The organism is Allorhizobium sp. GW101-3B10 (assembly GCF_059424725.1).
The window spans coordinates 2,237,941-2,255,823 of the sequence record NZ_JBWKZR010000001.1; the positions used below are offsets into that span (position 1 = coordinate 2,237,941).

At 63.2% G+C, this 17,883-nt stretch carries 17 protein-coding genes; 11 read left to right on the plus strand and 6 right to left on the minus strand.

Going from position 1 to position 17,883, the window contains the following annotated elements; genetic code table 11:
• Nucleotides 1–108: 108 nt before the first annotated feature.
• The 3 genes from AC07Y0_RS11030 to AC07Y0_RS11040 form a co-directional block, all read right to left on the minus strand.
• The gene (locus tag AC07Y0_RS11030; protein WP_498677171.1) at nucleotides 109–1,434 is read right to left on the minus strand and encodes a L,D-transpeptidase family protein; all 1,326 of its coding nucleotides are present in this window, start codon (nucleotides 1,432–1,434) and stop codon (nucleotides 109–111) included.
• A gap of 370 nt (nucleotides 1,435–1,804) precedes the next feature.
• Nucleotides 1,805–2,314, minus strand: a complete 510-nt coding sequence (ldtR, locus tag AC07Y0_RS11035) for a transcriptional regulator LdtR (RefSeq protein WP_498677173.1) — start codon at nucleotides 2,312–2,314, stop codon at nucleotides 1,805–1,807.
• Nucleotides 2,315–2,443: 129 nt separating this feature from the next.
• Nucleotides 2,444–2,881, minus strand: coding sequence for a DUF6163 family protein (locus tag AC07Y0_RS11040; RefSeq protein WP_498677176.1), 438 nt, complete (start codon nucleotides 2,879–2,881; stop codon nucleotides 2,444–2,446).
• Between the two features lie 132 nt (nucleotides 2,882–3,013).
• Between AC07Y0_RS11040 and hemB the strand changes: the two genes are divergently transcribed.
• The 4 genes from hemB to AC07Y0_RS11060 all read left to right on the plus strand — a co-directional run bounded on the left by hemB (nucleotide 3,014) and on the right by AC07Y0_RS11060 (nucleotide 6,381).
• Nucleotides 3,014–4,030: a porphobilinogen synthase gene (gene hemB, locus AC07Y0_RS11045; protein ID WP_498677178.1), complete on the plus strand. Its 1,017-nt coding sequence runs from the start codon at nucleotides 3,014–3,016 to the stop codon at nucleotides 4,028–4,030.
• 73 nt (nucleotides 4,031–4,103) lie between these two features.
• Nucleotides 4,104–4,562 (plus strand): RDD family protein, encoded by a 459-nt coding sequence (locus AC07Y0_RS11050; RefSeq protein ID WP_498677179.1) that lies wholly within the window; start codon nucleotides 4,104–4,106, stop codon nucleotides 4,560–4,562.
• Nucleotides 4,563–4,699: 137 nt separating this feature from the next.
• The gene (locus AC07Y0_RS11055) at nucleotides 4,700–5,479 is read left to right on the plus strand and encodes an arginyltransferase (RefSeq protein ID WP_498677181.1); all 780 of its coding nucleotides are present in this window, start codon (nucleotides 4,700–4,702) and stop codon (nucleotides 5,477–5,479) included.
• Entirely contained in the window at nucleotides 5,476–6,381 is a 906-nt protein-coding gene (locus tag AC07Y0_RS11060) for a DMT family transporter (RefSeq protein WP_498677184.1), read from the plus strand. The genes AC07Y0_RS11055 and AC07Y0_RS11060 overlap by 4 nt, the downstream gene beginning before the upstream one ends.
• On the opposite strand, the gene AC07Y0_RS11065 is transcribed toward AC07Y0_RS11060, so the two are convergent.
• A complete protein-coding gene (locus AC07Y0_RS11065; RefSeq protein WP_498680214.1) occupies nucleotides 6,371–7,405 on the minus strand; it encodes an Acg family FMN-binding oxidoreductase in 1,035 nt (344 codons plus the stop codon). The two genes, AC07Y0_RS11060 and AC07Y0_RS11065, sit on opposite strands and share 11 nt — an antisense overlap.
• Before the next feature lie 231 nt (nucleotides 7,406–7,636).
• Here AC07Y0_RS11065 and AC07Y0_RS11070 point away from each other — a divergent pair, with 231 nt between their 5' ends.
• Both AC07Y0_RS11070 and AC07Y0_RS11075 read left to right on the plus strand, forming a co-directional pair.
• Nucleotides 7,637–7,858 carry an AbrB/MazE/SpoVT family DNA-binding domain-containing protein gene (locus AC07Y0_RS11070; protein ID WP_028736053.1) on the plus strand — a complete coding sequence of 74 codons (222 nt, stop codon included), beginning with the start codon at nucleotides 7,637–7,639 and terminating at the stop codon, nucleotides 7,856–7,858.
• A complete protein-coding gene (locus AC07Y0_RS11075) occupies nucleotides 7,855–8,244 on the plus strand; it encodes a type II toxin-antitoxin system death-on-curing family toxin (protein WP_498677187.1) in 390 nt (129 codons plus the stop codon). Before AC07Y0_RS11070 ends, AC07Y0_RS11075 begins: the two co-directional genes overlap by 4 nt.
• Nucleotides 8,245–8,255: 11 nt before the next feature.
• Here AC07Y0_RS11075 and parC read toward each other — a convergent pair whose 3' ends face one another.
• Entirely contained in the window at nucleotides 8,256–10,532 is a 2,277-nt protein-coding gene (gene parC / locus AC07Y0_RS11080; protein ID WP_498677189.1) for a DNA topoisomerase IV subunit A, read from the minus strand.
• Nucleotides 10,533–10,738: 206 nt separating this feature from the next.
• On the opposite strand from parC, the gene AC07Y0_RS11085 reads away from it, so the two are divergent.
• From AC07Y0_RS11085 to AC07Y0_RS11095, 3 genes are all read left to right on the plus strand, one after another.
• Nucleotides 10,739–11,941: an aq_1923 C-terminal domain gene (locus AC07Y0_RS11085; protein ID WP_498677193.1), complete on the plus strand. Its 1,203-nt coding sequence runs from the start codon at nucleotides 10,739–10,741 to the stop codon at nucleotides 11,939–11,941.
• 158 nt (nucleotides 11,942–12,099) lie between these two features.
• Nucleotides 12,100–13,515 carry a cytochrome P450 gene (locus AC07Y0_RS11090; protein WP_498677195.1) on the plus strand — a complete coding sequence of 472 codons (1,416 nt, stop codon included), beginning with the start codon at nucleotides 12,100–12,102 and terminating at the stop codon, nucleotides 13,513–13,515.
• A 6-nt stretch (nucleotides 13,516–13,521) separates the two neighbouring features.
• Entirely contained in the window at nucleotides 13,522–14,529 is a 1,008-nt protein-coding gene (locus AC07Y0_RS11095; protein WP_498677197.1) for a lysophospholipid acyltransferase family protein, read from the plus strand.
• A gap of 73 nt (nucleotides 14,530–14,602) precedes the next feature.
• Here AC07Y0_RS11095 and aspS read toward each other — a convergent pair whose 3' ends face one another.
• Entirely contained in the window at nucleotides 14,603–16,393 is a 1,791-nt protein-coding gene (aspS, locus tag AC07Y0_RS11100; protein WP_498677199.1) for an aspartate--tRNA ligase, read from the minus strand.
• Nucleotides 16,394–16,675: 282 nt separating this feature from the next.
• Between aspS and AC07Y0_RS11105 the strand changes: the two genes are divergently transcribed.
• Together AC07Y0_RS11105 and AC07Y0_RS11110 are read left to right on the plus strand one after the other, a co-directional pair.
• Complete coding sequence (locus AC07Y0_RS11105; protein ID WP_498677201.1) at nucleotides 16,676–17,353, plus strand: TetR/AcrR family transcriptional regulator; 678 nt, start codon at nucleotides 16,676–16,678, stop codon at nucleotides 17,351–17,353.
• A 17-nt stretch (nucleotides 17,354–17,370) separates the two neighbouring features.
• A complete protein-coding gene (locus AC07Y0_RS11110; protein WP_498677204.1) occupies nucleotides 17,371–17,826 on the plus strand; it encodes a cupin domain-containing protein in 456 nt (151 codons plus the stop codon).
• Nucleotides 17,827–17,883 lie beyond the last annotated feature (57 nt).

A 17,883-nucleotide genomic window follows, 5' to 3' on the forward strand; every position in this document is an offset into this window, starting at 1 on the left:
CGGCAATATCTGCCTTGTACGAAGTTCGTTCAACGGCAGCAAGCCGGTACAAAAAGAGGCCGCGCTCCTTGGCGGGCGCGGCCGTTGCCTCAAAAACGTTAAAAGCGATTATTGCGGCAGGATGTCCTCTTCGACCGAGCCGCCGACCTGCTCGACACCGATATTGGTCTGGAGAGCAAGCTGCGCATTGCCATCCAGCTCGTAGATGTCGTCGCGGAACTGGACGATATTGTCCTTTGCCGACCAGGCCGAGATATAGACCCAGTGCACGCCGATTTCGTCGGCCAGCGGGATCGGCGTATTGACGCGGGTGGCGATGACGCGTTCGATTTCCTGACGGCTCCAGCCGGGCGTGTTCTTCAGGAGCCAGACGACGAGGTCGCGGACGTTCTGGACACGGACGCACCCCGAGGATTCGAAACGCATCAGCTTGTTGAACAGACCCTGCGTCGGCGTGTCGTGCATGTAGACACCGTCCGGGCTGGGGAAGTTGATCTTCGTCGAGGACATGGCGTTGATCTTGCCCGGGTCCTGGCGGAACATGAGGTTCGGCGCCTTCGGGGCGAACCAGTCGATGGTTTCCGGCGCGACTTCCTGACCGTTGCCGTCGATCAGGCGGATGCTGTTGCGCTTCAGATAGGTCGGGTCCTTCTGCATCATCGGTACGATGTCTTTTTCAACGATCGAGCGCGGCGAAGTCCAGTAGGGGTTGAGAATGACGTCACTGACCTTGGAGTCGAGCGTCGGCGACGGACGGCTGATGCGGCCGACGATCGCGGTGTTGCGCAGGGCGACGCGATCGCCCTCGACGGCTTCGACATAGGCCGCCGGAATGTTGACGACGATGTAGCGATTTTCGAGCGGCTTGCTCATCATCGCCTGCAGGCGCTGCTGGTTGACGTTGAGCTGCATCAGGCGGGTGTCGGCCGATACGTTCAGCGCCTTCAAGGTGAATTCGCCCAGAACGCCGTCTTCCGGCAGGCCGTGACGGGCCTGGAAACGCTTCACCGCACCGTCGACGTAAGAGTCGAACGAGCTGGACATGCCGGCGGAGCGTGGCAGGTCGCCCGAAATCATCAGGCGCTGGCGCAACTGCTGGACGGACGGATCATTGGCGCCGATCTTCAGCTTGATCGACGGATTGACCTGCGGCCAGCCGCCGTTCGCCACGATCGTCTGGTAGTCGGTGATTGCCTGCTGGATGTAGATGAAGTTGTTGGGGCTCAGCATCGGCGTATTGGAGGTCACGCCGGCGACCGTGCGCGATGCCTTGGCGTCGAACTGATCGTCCCAGTTGCCGCGCCTCGGTGCCGTGATCACCTCGTCGATGGCTGTCTGGGCGGCTGCCTGGCCGGCGATGGCGGCGGCAGCGACTGCGGCCCCCTGAAGAAGGGCGCGGCGCGACAAGGCAACGTTTCCAGACTTTTTCGACATTTTTCCTACCGTTTTCCAAATTGAACGACTCATACCATCCCTTACGGCGGCATGGTTAACAAATGGACGATGAACGCCCCTCGCCGTGTCAAACAGCGGGCTTCAGCCACGACATAGATGCAGCTTTTGCATGCATGGCGGGTCACATATCAATATGGCCAATTCGTGGCTCCGGGGAGTATGTGCGATTCACGAACACGTCATCTCACCGGTCGCTGCGGGTGACGGATTGGCCGTAAACATCAGCCTACCGCGTCTTGGCCGCCGGAGAAACGCGAGCGGGCGCCATGGTGGGCAATTCTGCCACCTGGCGCCATCTCGTGCTGCGGTATGACTGGAGGAAATACAGCAGAAATCAGTCTCTTGTGGATCAGAGACGGTACATGATGCTGTCGTTCCAGAACCGGTCGAGCCGCTGCAGCAGCTTGTTCATCTGGGTGAACTCGTCGGAACCGATGCCGCCGACCTTCTGGATCGAGCCGATGTGGCGCTCATAGAGCTTGGCCACAGTTTCGGCCACTTCCTGACCGGCGTCCGTCAGGCTGATGCGGACCGAGCGGCGGTCGATGCGCGAACGCTGGTGGTTGATGAAGCCCAGGTCGACGAGCTTCTTGACGTTGTAGGAGACGTTCGAGCCGAGATAATAGCCGCGCGAGCGCAGTTCACCGGCGGTCAGCTCCGAATTGCCGATGTTGAAGAGCAGGAGAGCCTGAACGGCGTTGACATCGTTGCGACCCTGGCGGTCGAACTCGTCCTTGATGACGTCGAGAAGACGGCGATGGAGACGTTCAACGAGGTGCAGGGATTCGAGATACAGATTCCGGATCGCGTCTTCCTGGGGATCGAGCGCTGCCGGCTGCGGCTTCATCTTGGTGTTCATGTCGGTCTGCCTCACTGTTTGGGTGGCGGCTGTTGTTTTCTCCCGCCTTAGTGAGGACCATATCCAATGCGCATAAAATTCTATTTAAAACGCAGGCTTAACAGAGGCTTACCAAACCCGCTCCTGCGATCAGGGTAAATCAACCCTTATCTCTTCGCCCTTGTGGCGCATTTCGAGCCAGAGCGCCAAGCGAAACACCAGATAAACGAAGGCGACAAGAGCGTGCATGGTGATCGCAAGCCTGTTGTAGCCGAATATGCCCGACCACAACCAGTACATCAGGATCTGCCCCCCTGCCCCCAGCGCCCAGATGACCGGTCCCCAGGAGACGGCCATCCACAGCCCGAGCGCGGCGACCGGGAAGATCACGGCAAGACTGGTGCCCGCCACTTTCCAGGGCAGGTCCAGCAGGTCGAACCGCGCGCGGCCACCCAGCGAATAACCGACCAGCATGGCCCAGTATTGCAGCGCGAACCAAAGGCACGCCACCGCGACCATTCGCAGGAAGACCACGAACAGGATTTCGGTGAGGCTGCGCCTGGGTGTGCTGGGAGAATCAGGTTCCATGGCGCAAGGATACGCCGAAGGCACCCGCCGCCGCCAGCTACCGCCGCGACCATGCGTCGTCTTCCGCTTTGGCAATCCCTGCCGTAAGTGCTATCCAGCCCCTATTCGTAAGACAAGGACGAGGACTTCGCCATGACGGACAAGACACATCTGGTCGACGACATCACCGGTCACCGCCGGATGCGCCGCAACCGCAAGGCCGACTGGACCCGCCGTCTCGTCCAGGAAAACCGCCTGACCGTCGACGACCTGATCTGGCCGATCTTCATCATTCCCGGAGACGGCATCGTCGAGCCGATCGCCGCCATGCCGGGCGTCAACCGCATGACGATCGACAAGGCTGTCGAAGCCGCGAAGGAAGCGGCAGACCTCGGCATCCCGGCTCTGGCCACCTTTCCCAATGTCGAGATGAACCTGCGCGACGAAACGGGTTCGCAGATCCTCGAAGCCAACAACCTGATCAACCGTGCGACCGCCGCCATCAAGAAAGCCGTGCCGAACATCGGCGTCATCACCGATGTGGCGCTCGATCCGTTCACCAGCCATGGCCATGACGGCATCCTGCGCGGCAACGAGATCGTCAACGACGAGACCGTCGACCAGATCGTTCGCGCTGCCGTGCTGCAGGCCGATGCCGGCTCCGACATCATCGCGCCCTCCGACATGATGGACGGCCGGATCGGCGCGATCCGCCGCGGCCTCGATGCCGCAGGCCACCAGTCGGTCGGCATCATGTCCTATGCCACCAAGTTCGCGTCCTGCTATTACGGCCCCTATCGCGAGGCGATCTCGACCGGCGGGCTGCTGAAGGGCGATAAGAAGAGCTATTATATCGACCCGGCCAACGGCACCGAGGCGATGCGCGATGCCGCCCTCGACGTCGAGGAAGGCGCGGACATGCTGATGGTCAAGCCCGGTCTACCCTATCTCGACATCTGCTGGCGGATGAAGGAAGCCTTCGGCCTTCCGGTCTTCGCCTATCAGGTCTCGGGCGAATATGCGCAAATCAGGGCGGCTGCCGCCAATGGCTGGATCGACGGCGAGCGCGCCATGCTGGAAACCCTGCTCTGCTTCAAGCGCGCCGGCTGCGACGGCATCCTCACCTATTTCGCCATGGACGTGGCGAAATTCCTCGCCAAGCAAGGCTGAGGACCGCTCGACCGATTGTATTTCGGCTTCATCTCCCCATATGGAACAGTCGAAACACCTGTGGGAGCCGACCATGAGCCTCGATCCGAATCCGATCTACGCCGCACCGGAGGACTGGCGCGCCTATAGCGGCGTGCTGTCGCGCCGCGTCTTCGCCTTCCTCATCGACTATCTGATCGTCGCGGCACTGTGGGTGCCGGCTGCCGTCCTGGTCTTCTTCCTGGGCGTGCTGACGCTCGGCCTCGGCTTCCTCCTCTACCCGATCCTGTTCTTCGTCGTCGCCGGCCTCTATTTCGGCCTGTCGCTCGCCGGACCGTCGCAGGCGACGCCGGGCATGCGGGCCGTGGGGATCGCCATGGTGCGGCTCGACGGGCAGCGCATCGACTTCGTCACGGCCATCGCCCATCTGGCACTGTTCTGGATCCTCAATTCGGTGCTGACGCCGCTCATCCTTCTGGCCGGCCTGTTCATCGAACGCTCGCGCCTGGTGCACGATCTGCTGCTCGGCACAGCGGCGATCCGCACAGCCTGATGTGCCCGTGGCGGGCATGGCCCGCCACGCCTTCCCGGACAAGGCGCGTATCGTTTTGTGACGGAGTGTTGACGTTTTCCAATCTTGCGCCATGCTAATGCGCATATTCGTGGCGAGAGGCTCCTGACCGGCGAACAATGAACACCCAGGCATCTCCTTCCCCGCAGTTCTACCTCACGGCGCCCGCGCCGTGTCCCTACTTGGCGGGCGAAATGGAGCGCAAGGTCTTCACCCATCTGATCGGGCCGCGCGCCACGGAGATGAACGACCTCTTGACGCAGGGCGGGTTCCGCCGCTCCCAGAACATTGCCTACCGACCGGCCTGCGAGGGCTGCCGTGCCTGCGTATCAGTCCGCATCCTGGTGGACGAGTTCGAGCCGGGCCGCGCCTTCAAGCGGGTGCAGGCGGCGAACAAGGACGTCGTCTCGACGGTCTTCCCGGCCCAGCCCTCGACCGAGCAGTTCTCGCTGTTTCGCACCTATCTCGACGACCGCCACCAGCAAGGGGGCATGTCGGACATGTCGGCGCTCGACTATGCGATCATGGTCGAGGACACCCATGTCCAGACGCGGCTGATCGAATACAGGCTCCGCAACCCCGGTGACGGCATCAGCCAGCAGCCGAAGGGCGAGCTGATCGCCGTGGCGCTCTCCGACCTGATGAGCGACGGCCTGTCGATGGTTTATTCGTTCTTCAATCCGACGATGGTCAAACGTTCGCTCGGCACGATGATGGTGCTCGACCACGTCAAGCGCGCCAAGGCGCTCGGATTGCCGCATGTCTATCTCGGCTACTGGGTCAAGGGTTCGCACAAGATGGACTACAAGACCCGCTTCCAGCCGCAGGAGCACTTGACCAACCAGGGATGGGAACGATACCAGCCGAACGAAGTCGATGACCGTTCGGACCTAGGATGACGCCAGACCATCACGCCGTGCGCCGCACCGGCCTTCTCGTCGCCACGGCCGGCGGGCTCTTCCTGTCCTTCGACATTCCCCTCGTGCGGCTGACCGAAGGCAATCTCTGGCCGGTGCTTGCCCTGCGCAGCCTGTCCACGCTGGTCGTGGCCCTCGTCGCCATGGCGGTCATCCGCCTCGTGCTGGGGAGGCGTGAAGCGTTCGTGCCGGGACGGGCGGGACTGCTCGCCGGCTTGTTCTACGGTCTCAGCACCATGGCCTTCGTCGCCGCCGTCTATCACACCACGACAGCCAACGTCGTCTTCATCGTCGCCTTCTCGCCGATGTTCGCCGCCCTGCTGTCCTGGCTCTTCATGAAGGAAGTCCCGAGCCGGTCGACGCTGGTCACCATGGGCGCGATGGTTGCGGGCGTCGTGCTGATCGTCGGCGACGGCCTCGCCGCCGGCCATTTCTTCGGCGACCTGCTGGCCCTAACCGCAGCCGTCCTCATCGCAGCCGGCCTGACCACGGCGCGCGCCTCCGGACAACCGATGGGTTTCGTGCCGCTGCTCGCCTCGGCCATTCCCGCCGCCATCAGCCTGTTCTTCGCCTGGCCCGAAGGCGTTGCCATGCAGTCTCCCGGCTGGGCCCTGCTCGATGGTCTGGTGATGATGCCGGTCGCCTTCTGGCTTCTGGCGACGGCGCCGCGCTTCCTGCCGGCCGCCGAAGTCGGCATGTTCTACCTGCTGGAGACGGTGCTTGCGCCGGTCTGGATGTGGATGATCTTCCGCGAGGTGCCGTCGACGGCAACCCTCATCGGCGGGACGCTGATTGTCGGCGCATTGCTCACCCACTCTCTCGTGGGTCTGCACGCCCGGCAGAACGGGCGGGCGGCCGCGCAACGTCCCGGCATCACGCCATGAGCACCGAAGCCACCGGACGGCGTGGCGAATAGGACATTGCCGGCGCGTGACCGAAGCGCAGGACGAGATCGGTCCTGCGCACGCCAAAGCCCGCCAATGCTGCCATGTCACCTCGCAATTCCGGCACCTCTACGGGCTGGTTGACGAAGGCGGTCTTCAAGCCCAACGCCGTGGCGGTCAGGCAGAAGCGCTGGCAGGCACGCCCCACGGCGATCCAGCCGGCCGGCCCTTCCTCCCGTGCCGAAAAGACGGCGACACCGGCCGAGCTATCCATCTGACGCGCATATTTGTCCGCTTCGCTTTCAGGCTTGAACGCCAAGTCGAAGGCGATGGGTCCCAGCCAATCCGGCAAGGGCGGATTGCCGCTTGCCGGCGCGTAGAGCCCGTCGCCTTTCCGCATCGCCGCCGACGGACTGAAGCGCAGCCAGTCCTTGAGCTCCCGTATGAAGGTGGGATCGGCCATCTGCGCGTCATTGCCGGCGATGACGAGGTCGCGCACCTGATCGATGGCCGGACGCTGCGTGATCAAAGCGATGTCGACTCCATCGATCGCCGCTCCGTTCGTCAGCCTTTCGAGTTGATCGGCGGATACGAGTTTTCCATCATACAGGCTGCGCGTCGACTGACGCAGCGGAATGGCCTGGAACAGTTCCCCGACCGTCGGATCGGCCGTTGCGGCCTGCGACGAGAAGGTGAAGATGGCACCGCCCTCACCCGCGTCCGTCACTTCGCCCGGCCGCCCCGTCGCCCCTGCCGCGATTGCCAGATTCTCAAGCGCGCAGCCGAGGCTGACATAGAGGTGATGATCATCCGGATCGACGACCGGCGTTCGCCGAGAGACGTCGGGGATAACGGCGATGGCCTGCGCGCTTTCGCGAAACAGCCAGGGCTGGGTGTTGTGCCCGCTCGCTGCGAGCGTCGCATAGCGGATCAGGTCGCGGGAGCCGCCGGATGGATTCAGGGGCTCTCGCAGATGCGCGGCGAAAGCGGTGTAGCGATCCGCTGCCAGTCTGGTCGACAGCATCACCCCGGCCCCGCCAAGGGCCAGAACCGCCGCCCCGCCTGCCAGTATCCCGCGTCGTGTCAGCATGGACTATCTCCTGCGTTTGCGCGTCGCAGCTTAGGCCCGCCAGTGCGCGCCGCCTTGACGACGATCAATCGCAGCGGCCGGCGTCCCGCACCGGGAGCCTTGGCGCGATCTTTACCAGCTTACGGGCTCATGTTATAACGCCGTTACAACACAGGGACCGTTTCCATGAACGTCATCATCCGCAAGATCGGCAATTCCGAAGGCATCATCATCCCCAAGGAGATCCTCGATCGCCTCGGCCTGAAGGCGGGGGACAAACTGGACGTCGAAGAGACCGATGGCGGCATTCGCCTGACGCCTGAGCCGGCAGATCTGGCCGAACAGATGGAGGCAGCGCGCGAAGGCATGAAGAAGTACCGGATCGCTCTGCGTGAATTGGCCAAATGAGCGGGCCTAAGTGGCTTTCCCGTGAAGCCGTGGAAGTCATGCACCGCGAACAACTCGCGGAGCATGGAGGATTGCCCGGTCTCAAGGACGAAAACGCGCTCGAAGCCGCTCTTGCGCGGCCCCTTCACAAGGCAGCTTATGGAGAGAGCGACGTTCTGGCTTTGGCAGCCGCCTATCTCTACGGCATCGTCAGGAACCATCCCTTTTCCGACGGCAACAAGCGAACCGGATTCCTGGCGGCGTTCACGTTCCTCTACATCAACGGCTTGCTGATCGACGCGGACCAGGCGTCGGTGGTGGCCTTCGTGCTCGCCGTCGCGGCGGGCGAAATCGATGAGGAAGGCGCTACGCGTTTCCTCAGGGATCACACCGTTCCGCTGTCCTGATCCGGTCGGGATCAGCCGGAGAACTTGCCGCTGCGCGGGAAACCCTTGGGCACCGTCCGTCCCGCGGCTGCGCGGTCGCTCAGCCACTCGATCAGTTCGTCCTTGGTCTTGGTGAAGACGCGGGCCGCGCTGTCTTCCCAGGTCAGGCCGTCGGCCATGGAGAAGCACTTGATGTCGGCAATGCCGCCATCCTTGTAGCGCTGCAGGCGAACGCCCTTGCCGCGGGTCATTTCGGGAACCTGATCCAGCGGAAAGACCACCATCTTGCGGTTCTCGCCGACCACGGCGACGTGGTCGCCCGACACCGGAACGACCAGCTTCGTCTCGTCCGGCATGCCGACATTCATCACCTGCTTGCCCTTGCGGGTATTGGCGACGATCTCGTTTTCGGCCACGACGAAGCCGTTGCCGGCCGTCGAGGCGATCAAAAGCCTGCGGCTCGGGACATGGACGAAGGCGGTCAGCACGTCCTGGTCGTTTTCCATGTCGACCATGATGCGCAGAGGCTCGCCATGGCCGCGCCCGCCCGGCAGCTTGTCGCCACCCAGCGTATAGACCTTGCCGCCCGTGGTGATGAGCAGGATCTTGTCCGTGGTCTGCGCCGGGAACGCCACGCGAAGCGCGTCGCCTTCCTTGAAGGTCAGCGTCGACGTATCGGAAATGTGGCCCTTGAGCGCACGAATCCAGCCCTTTTCGGAGATGACGACGGTGATCGGTTCCTTTTCGATCATCGCCTGCTGGATGGCCTCGATATCGGCTTCCGGCGCATTCGAGAAGGTCGTCCGGCGGCGGCCGAGTTCGGTCGCCTTGGCGTACTTCTTCTTGACCTCGCCGATTTCCCAGGCAACCGTCTGCCACTGCTTGTCGTCGGAGGCGAGCAGCGACTCGATTTCCGCCTTTTCCGCCGACAGGGCCTCATGCTCCTTGCGGATCTCGAACTCTTCGAGCTTGCGCAAATTCCTGAGCCGCATGTTGAGGATGGCTTCGGCCTGGTTGTCGGTCAGCGTGAACCGCTCGATCAGCACGGGTTTCGGCTCGTCCTCCTCGCGGATGATGCGGATCACCTCGTCGAGGTTGAGATAGGCGATGAGAAGGCCGCCGAGGATCTCGAGCCGCCGGTCGATTGCCGCCAGCCGGAACTTCGAGCGGCGGACGAGCACCTCCTTGCGATGCGCCAGCCATTCGGACAGCACTTCGTTGAGGGCCATGACCCTCGGCACCTTGCCCTGGCTCAGCACGTTCATGTTGAGCGGGATGCGGCTTTCGAGCTCGGTCAGCTTGAACAGCGATTCCATCAGGATGGTCGGATCGACGGTCCGGCTCTTCGGCACCAGGACGACGCGAACGTCTTCGGCCGATTCGTCGCGGATGTCTTCGAGCAGCGGCAGGCGGCGGGCGATCAGCAGTTCGGCGATCTTTTCGATCAGGCGCGACTTCTGCACCTGGAACGGGATCTGCGTGACGACGATCTGGTAGCCGCCGCGACCGAGATCCTCGGTCTCCCACCTGGCACGGACGCGAAAACCGCCGCGGCCGGTGCGGTAGGTCTCGATCATGCTCTCGCGGCTCTCGACGATGATGCCGCCGGTCGGGAAGTCGGGGCCCTCGATGCCGCCCTTCTGCGGATTGGCCGGATCGGCCAGCAGTTCCTCGACGGTCGCGCCGGGGTTCTTGATCAGGTAGAGCGCGGCGTCGCAGATCTCGTGCGCATTGTGCGGCGGGATCGACGTCGCCATGCCGACCGCGATGCCGGAGGCGCCGTTCGCCAGAAGGTTCGGGAAGGCGCCCGGCAGAACCACCGGCTCGTCGTCTTCCTCGTTGTAGGTCGGGCGGAAGTCGACCGCGTCCTGCTCGATGCCGTCGAGGAGCAGCGCCGCGACGTCGGTCATGCGCGCTTCGGTGTATCGGTAGGCGGCCGCACTGTCGCCGTCGATATTGCCGAAATTGCCCTGCCCGTCGACCACCGGATAGCGCTGGGAGAAATCCTGCGCCAGACGCACCAGCGCGTCGTAGACCGACTGGTCGCCGTGCGGGTGGAACTTACCGATGACGTCGCCGACGATACGGGCGCATTTCTTGAACGCCGAGTTCGGACGGATGCCCATCTCGCTCATGGCGTGGATGATGCGCCGATGCACCGGCTTCAGACCGTCGCGCACATCGGGCAGCGCCCGGTGCATGATCGTCGACAGGGCATAGGCGAGATAACGCTCCTCGAGCGCCGCCTTCAGATCGATCGGTTGTATGTGGTCGCCGCCGTCGCCGGGCGGAATAAGACTTTTCCCCATGGCCCTCAACTAGACGAGAACACCGCAAACAGCAAGGAATCCCGGCATTCCGGCTGTGGATTACCGGGAGTGTGACAATCGTCACCGAGAAGACGGCAGATCGCTTTGCACGAATGAAAGCGGTGGAAGTTTCCAACCGGACCCATATAAAAGGAACCAATGATTTTCAGTGGCGAAATCCCCCGATTTCACGAAAGGACCGTTTGATGACCCACTTCCGCACCACCACCAGGCTTTTGATGGCAAGCGCCGCCTTCGCCGTCCTGTCCGGTCAGGCCTTCGCCGCCATCGACGGCCAGGATCTGCTCGCCAAGATCAACGCCGCCTATTCCGCCGGCAGCGGCGTACTGAAGGCCGAATCGATCGAGGTCAACGGCAATGACGTCGTCCTCAAGGGTACGACCTTCACTGCCACGGGCCCGCAGGAAAAGTCGATCATGCTAGGCAATCTGACGCTGCAGGACGTGACCGCGGAGGACGGCGGCGCCTACCACATCGACCGCATCGAGTTCCCCGAGGTCAACGTCACCGAGGAAAAGACCAGCTTCAATGTCAAGGACCTCTATCTCGCCGGCGTGCGGGTCCCCGGTAGCACGACGGGCGACGACCTGAACTCGTTGATGATGTATGAGGAAGCCCATAGCGGTCCGATCATTGTGACGAATGACGGCAAGCAGGTCTTCGCAATTTCGGAGGCGAGCGGGTCGGTCTCGCTCGCGGAGGATGAAAGCTCGCTGTCGTTCGAGGGCAGCGTCACCGGCATCAAAGCGGATCTCACCAGCGTCGAGGACGCCAATAGCAAGGACGCGATCGACGGACTCGGCCTGCAGACGGTCAATGGCGACATCAGCGTCAGCGGCAGTTGGGAACCGGCGTCCGGCACGATCAACCTCGAAGACTATACCTTCGACTTTACGGATATCGGCAGCCTGTCCTTGTCGCTCGCCCTTTCCGGCTACACGATGGATCTGGTCAAGCAGTTTCAGGAGACCGCCCGCACCATGCAGGCCGATCCGAACAACGAGCAGGCTCAGCAGGCTGCGGGAATCGCCATGTTCGGCCTGATGCAGCAGATGTCTTTCAAGAGCGCGCAGATCAGCTTCGAAGACGCCGGCATCACCAAGCGCGGCCTCGACTATGCCGGCAAGCAGCAGGGGTCGGACGGCGAACAGATGGCGCAGATGGTCAAGGGCATGCTGCCGATTCTGCTCGCCCAGGCCAAGCTCGGCGCGCTGCAGAACGAAGTCTCCGAAGCCGTCAACGCCTTCATTGACGATCCGAAGAACATCACCGTCACTGCGGAGCCGGAAAAAGAGGTCCCGTTCCCGATGATCATGGGAGCTGCGATGGGCGCGCCGGAAAGCGTGCCGGCCCTGCTCGGCGTCTCCGTCACCGCGAACGACGAATAACGACTTCCGCCGATCGCGAACCGATCTGCGCTCCCGGCCGAACCCGGCCGGGAGCGACAGTATATCCCACGCTTGAGGATTGACCGGCGCGCGACTTCCGCTAAGGCTAGCCCACGGGATCTATCGCCTCTACGGCTCTCTTCTCGGAACGGAACATCATGCTCGGCTGGCTGCAGCGCCCCGTCAACATCTCCGAAAAACTCGAAGGGCACGACTTCGAGCCGGCCCATGCCGACTATTACGGCGGCAAGCCCAATCGTCCCCTCAACCTGCTTCTCCAGGCGCGAACCGACTTCCTGTCCGTCTGGCGCGTCGGCGATTTCAAGGAAAAGGTCAGTTCGATCCGGATTCTGGGCCGGCAGATCGTCCTGGTCAATTCGCCCGATCTGATCCGCTACGTGGTCGTCAACCGCCACGACAACTTCGAGCGCAAGTCCCCGCAGATGCGGCGCGCGCTCGAATACCTGCTGGGCGACGGCCTGTTCATCTCCGACGGAGAAACCTGGAAGCAGCGCCGCTCGCTGGTCAACGACATCGTCCACCGCAACCGTGTGCCCGCCTTCGGCCCGGTCATGGAGAAGACGGCGAGCGAGATGGTCGAACGCTGGAGCTCCATGCCCGACGGCGCCGAGATCAACGTTCTGCACGAAATGGCGGGGCTCACCGCCGAGATCATCTCGCGCAGCGTGTTCGGCAACCAGCTCGGCCGCGAGAGCGCCGATGCCATCACCGACAGCTTCTCGAGCTACCAGGCGCTGATCGATTCGGTGAATCTCGGCTATTTCATCGGCTTCGACGAGGGCTTGCCGGTGCTGCGCACGCCTTCGCTGCGCCGGTCGGTAAAGCACATCCATGGTCTGATCGACAAGGTGGTCGAGGATCACCTCGCCGGCCTCGGCGATCACAGTTCCATGGTCGAACTGCTGATCCGCCGCCAACAGCGCAATCCGGAGCTCAATCTCGACGTGGTGGCGCTGCGCAACGAAGCGGCGACGATCTTCATGGCCGGCCACGAGACGACGGCCGCCACCCTCACCTGGGCCTGGTACCTGCTGTCGCAGGCGACCTGGGTCGAGAAGCAGGTGCATGACGAGATCGCCCGCGTCTGCGGCGACCGCGTGCCGACGATCGACGACGTGCCCAAGCTCGACTGGTGCCGCGCGGTAATCAACGAGACGCTCAGGCTCTATCCGCCGGTGCCGATCCTCGCCCGCCAGACCAAGGAGAAGGACCGGATCGGCAATATCGACGTGGAGCCCGCTTCACTGGTCCTGATCGTGCCATGGCTGCTGCACCGCACACCGAGCCTGTTCGAGCAGCCGCACCACTTCAAGCCGGAACGCTTTCTCGGCGACAACCGACCGAAGCCCTACAGCTTCATTCCCTTTGCCAGCGGACCGCGCGTCTGTCCCGGCCAGCATTTCGGCGAGACGGAGGCGATCCTGTGCCTTGCCATCCTGGCGCAGAAATTCAGCCTGCGGCTTCGCGAAGGCCACAAGGTCGAACCGCTTTGCCGCCTCACGCTGCGCCCCAAGGGCGGGCTGCCGGTGACGCTCCATCGACGGGAGGCATGAGAGCCGATGGCTGACGAAAAGACCCCTCCCAAGGCCGGCATTGCCAAGCGCAAGGCCTGGCGATTTCGCCCGCCGGAAGCACCAGGGTTGGCCGATTTCTTGGCAGGCGGAGACAAGCGAAAGGCCTTCATTCGCTACTGGATCAGCGACAATCTCTGGAATGGCCTGCACCTCATCGGTCACTTCGGCCTGAAAATCCTGCCGATGGATGCCTGCTCGCATTTCGGTGCACGGCTTGGAATCTATGCCATTCCGCGCTTTCACAAGGTCGCGGAGAAGCGGGCGCGGGCCAATATCGCCCAGTTGTGCCCCCACCTGAACGCCGCCGAGCAGGAAGCGCTTTTCCTCGAGAACTGCCGCACGCAGGGACGCCTGATGACCGAATTCTCGGTGATCAACCGCCTGAACCGGGATCCCGAACGAATCGGTATTCACAATATCGAATGGGTCGTCGAGGCCGCCAGTCGTGGGCCGGTGATCTTTGTCGGCATGCATCTCGGCAACTGGGAAATCGGGCCGATCATCCTCAACCGTGTCGGGCTGGTGCCCTACATCAACTACACGCCGCCGCCGGGCCGCGCCAAGGCCTGGATCGCCGATCGCGTCCGGCGTAAGAACGGGCTGAACTTCCTGCCGCCCGGCCTGCAGGGCATCCGCCCCGCCGTCAGCGTCCTGAAGAAGGGCGGCATCGTCTCGGCCTTCTGCGACGAGGGCGTGAACGGCAAGATCCGCGGCCCCTTGTTCGGCCGCCCGCCGCATCTCGAAGGCAACCTAGCCATGACCATCCGGCTTGCACGGATGACCGGGGCGACGCTCTGCCCGTGGTACAATCTGCGCACCGAGGGTTTCCGCTTCGAGGCCTATGCGCTGCCGCCGATCGTGCTGCCGCCGGAGACGAAGTCCGGCGAGCGCCTGCTCGACGACATCCAACTCCTCAACGACGCCATCGAACCGGTGATCCGCGAGCATCTGGACCAGTGGTTCTTCCTCGACAACGCCTTGCCGAAGGCCTGATCGATCGGCCAGCAAAAAGCCCCGGAAGCGACAGCTTGCCGGGGCTTTTTGATTGGTCGGTCTTTTAGGCCGTTCAGTCCTTCTTCGGCGACGGCACGACGCGCAGCGCCAGTTCGCGAAGCTGCGTCGGGGTTGCCGGCGACGGGGCGTTCATCAGAAGGTCCTGCGCCTGCTGGTTCATCGGGAACAGCGAGATCTCGCGCAGGTTCTTCGCGCCGACGAGCAACATGACGACGCGGTCGATGCCGAAGGCGCAGCCGCCGTGCGGCGGTGCGCCGTACTGGAAGGCGCGGTAGAGGCCGCCGAAACGCTCCTCCACGTCGGCCTGGCTCAAGCCCACTTTTTCGAAGGCCTTGACCATCAGTTCCGGCGACTGGTTACGGATCGAACCGGAAGCAATTTCGAAGCCGTTGCAGACCGCGTCGTACTGATAGGCCTTGAGCGACAGCGGATCCTGGCTTTCCAGCGCTTCCAGACCACCCTGCGGCATGGAGAAGGGGTTGTGGGCGAAGTCGATCTTCTTTTCTTCCTCGCTCCATTCGTAGAACGGGAAGTCGACGATCCAGCAAAGCTCGAAACGGTCGCGGTCGACGAGGTCCAGTTCCTCGCCGGCGCGGGTGCGGGCTTCGCCTGCGAACTTGTAGAACTTGGCCGGATCGCCGGCGACGAAGAAGCAGGCGTCGCCCTCGTCCAGGCCGAGCTGCGTGCGGATCGCTTCGGTGCGCTCCTCGCCGATGTTCTTGGCGAGCGGTCCGGCGCCTTCGAGCACGGTACCTTCCTGACGCCAGAAGATGTAGCCGAGGCCCGGCTGGCCGGTCGACTGGGCCCAGGCGTTCATGCGGTCGCAAAAGGCGCGCGAACCACCCGTCTTGGCCGGGATTGCCCAGACTTCGACCTTGGGGTTGGAGGCGATCATGTTGGCGAAGACCTTGAAGCCGGAACCGGCGAAATGCTCGGTGACGGCCTGCATCTCGATCGGGTTGCGCAGGTCCGGCTTGTCCGAGCCGTACTTGCGGATCGCCACGTCATAGGGAATGCGCGGCCAGTTCTGGGTGACCGGCTTGCCGTCGGCAAACTGTTCGAACACCTGGGTCATGACCGGCTCGATGGTCTCCCAGATATCTTCCTGGGTGACAAAGCTCATTTCCAGGTCGAGCTGGTAGAACTCGCCCGGCAGGCGATCGGCGCGCGGGTCTTCGTCGCGGAAACAGGGGGCGATCTGGAAATAGCGGTCGAAACCGGCGACCATCAGCAGCTGCTTGTACTGCTGCGGGGCCTGCGGCAGGGCGAAGAACTGGCCTTCGTGGATGCGGCTCGGCACGAGGAAGTCGCGCGCGCCTTCCGGCGAGGAGGCCGTCAGGATCGGCGTGGTGTACTCCCCAAAACCGATATCACCCATGCGGCGGCGCATGTCGGAGATGATCTGGGTGCGCTTGACGATGTTCCTGTGCAGCGTGTCGCGGCGCAGGTCGAGGAAGCGGTACTTGAGGCGCACGTCTTCCGGATAGTCCGGCTCGCCGAAGACCGGCAGCGGCAGTTCCTTGGCGGCCGAGAGAACCTCGATTTCCTGGGCGTAGAGTTCGATCTCGCCGGTCGGCATGGTCTTGTTGACCGTGTCCTCGGTGCGGGCCTTGACCAGGCCGTCGATGCGGATCACCCACTCGCCGCGCACGGTTTCCGCGAGCTTGAAGGCCGGGCTGTCCGGGTCGGCGACGACCTGGGTGATGCCGTAGTGGTCGCGCAGGTCGATGAAGAGCACGCCGCCATGGTCGCGAACGCGATGAACCCAGCCGGAAAGCCGGACGGTGGAACCGACGTCGGACTTGCGGAGAGCGGCACAGGTGTGGCTGCGGTAACGATGCATTTTGCTAAATCCTGGACTTGGGCGCCGGCAAGAAAGGCGGAAAAGCGCCCCGAACTGCCGAGAGAAAATCGGGCGGAAAAGCGCACGTGCCGTCCGATTTGTCAAGGCTGGAGGCGGCGGTGCCCTGAACATCGCCCGGCGAAAGACATTGCCAGACGGGGCAGCCGGGGATGGCGCCCGCATCCGCCGCACAGTCTAGGTACCGACACGCCGTAGGCTCGACACAGCCGGCGCCTTCGAATCCCGAACTAAATGAGAGGTGAAAAATTCACAGCACCAAGAATGACACCAATTGACACAGTGAATTATTTCATGTTACTCAGAGTGACATCAATTCATCCAACACCTCGACAGGACGCGACTTTGTCACCGACACGCAAATACCGCAGCCCCCTCCGCGAAGCGCAGGCACACGAGACCCGGGAGAGGATCCTGTCTGCAGCGACGGAACTTCTCGGGCGCAATCCTTTCGGGGACTTCTCGACGGACGAAATCGCCACGGCCGCGGGCGTCGAGCGCCGCACCGTGTTCCGCCACTTCTCCAACAAGGAGGCCCTGCTCGACGCGCTCTGGGGTTTTGTCAACGAGCAGTTGGAGGCCCAGCCTCGCCCCTCCTCCTTTGATGAACTGGTCTCGGGCCCGAGAACGGCCTTTCCGGCCTTCGACCGCAACGCCGGGATCATGCGGGCGAGCCTGCATACGCCGGCCGGGCAGGCCATGCGCCTGCGCGCCGTTCCTGCCCGCCGCGCGGCCTTCCATGCCTGCCTCGCAGAAGAGCTGAAGCAGGTCTCGGCCGAGGAGGCGGAAAAGATCGAGGCACTCGCGCATCTGCTTTACAGCGCGGGCGCTTGGGAAACGCTGAAGGACTATGCCGGAATGGACGGTGAAACGGCCGGAGAGGCTGCGTCCTGGGCTATCAAAACGCTTGTCGATGCAGTCATCGCCAAGAATAAATCCTAACCTTATGGAGTCTTGAAATGACCGCCAGTTTTGTAGCCTCCGAAAATGCCGAAGCGCTCTGGGTCGTCCGCGACAAGGTTCGCTTCATGGGCGATGTCGATGGCCGGAACCTTTGCGTTCTCGAGGTCATGGTGCCGCCCGGCTCCGGGACGCCGCCGCATATGCACGAATCCGCCGAGATCTTCCGCGTCCTGGACGGCGAGATCACCTTCGGCCTGTTCGACACCGTGCCGCCCCGGCAGATCGTCGCCGGCGCCGGCAGCGTGGTCACGATCGGTTCGGGCGAGGCACATAACTACATGAACAGCGGAAACGGCCCGGCGGAGATGCTTGTCGTCGTCGACACCAGCATGAAACAGTTCTTCAAGGATATCGGCCGGACCGAGCCTCCCGAGCAGGGGCCTCCAAGCGCTGCCGAGATCGAGGAAGTGCAGCGCGCCTGTGCCCGCCACGGCATCTCCATGCTGGGCTGACCATCTGAGCGGGTGTACGCCCCTTGCGGCGGGCAAGAGGCGTACACCCCTTCCCGC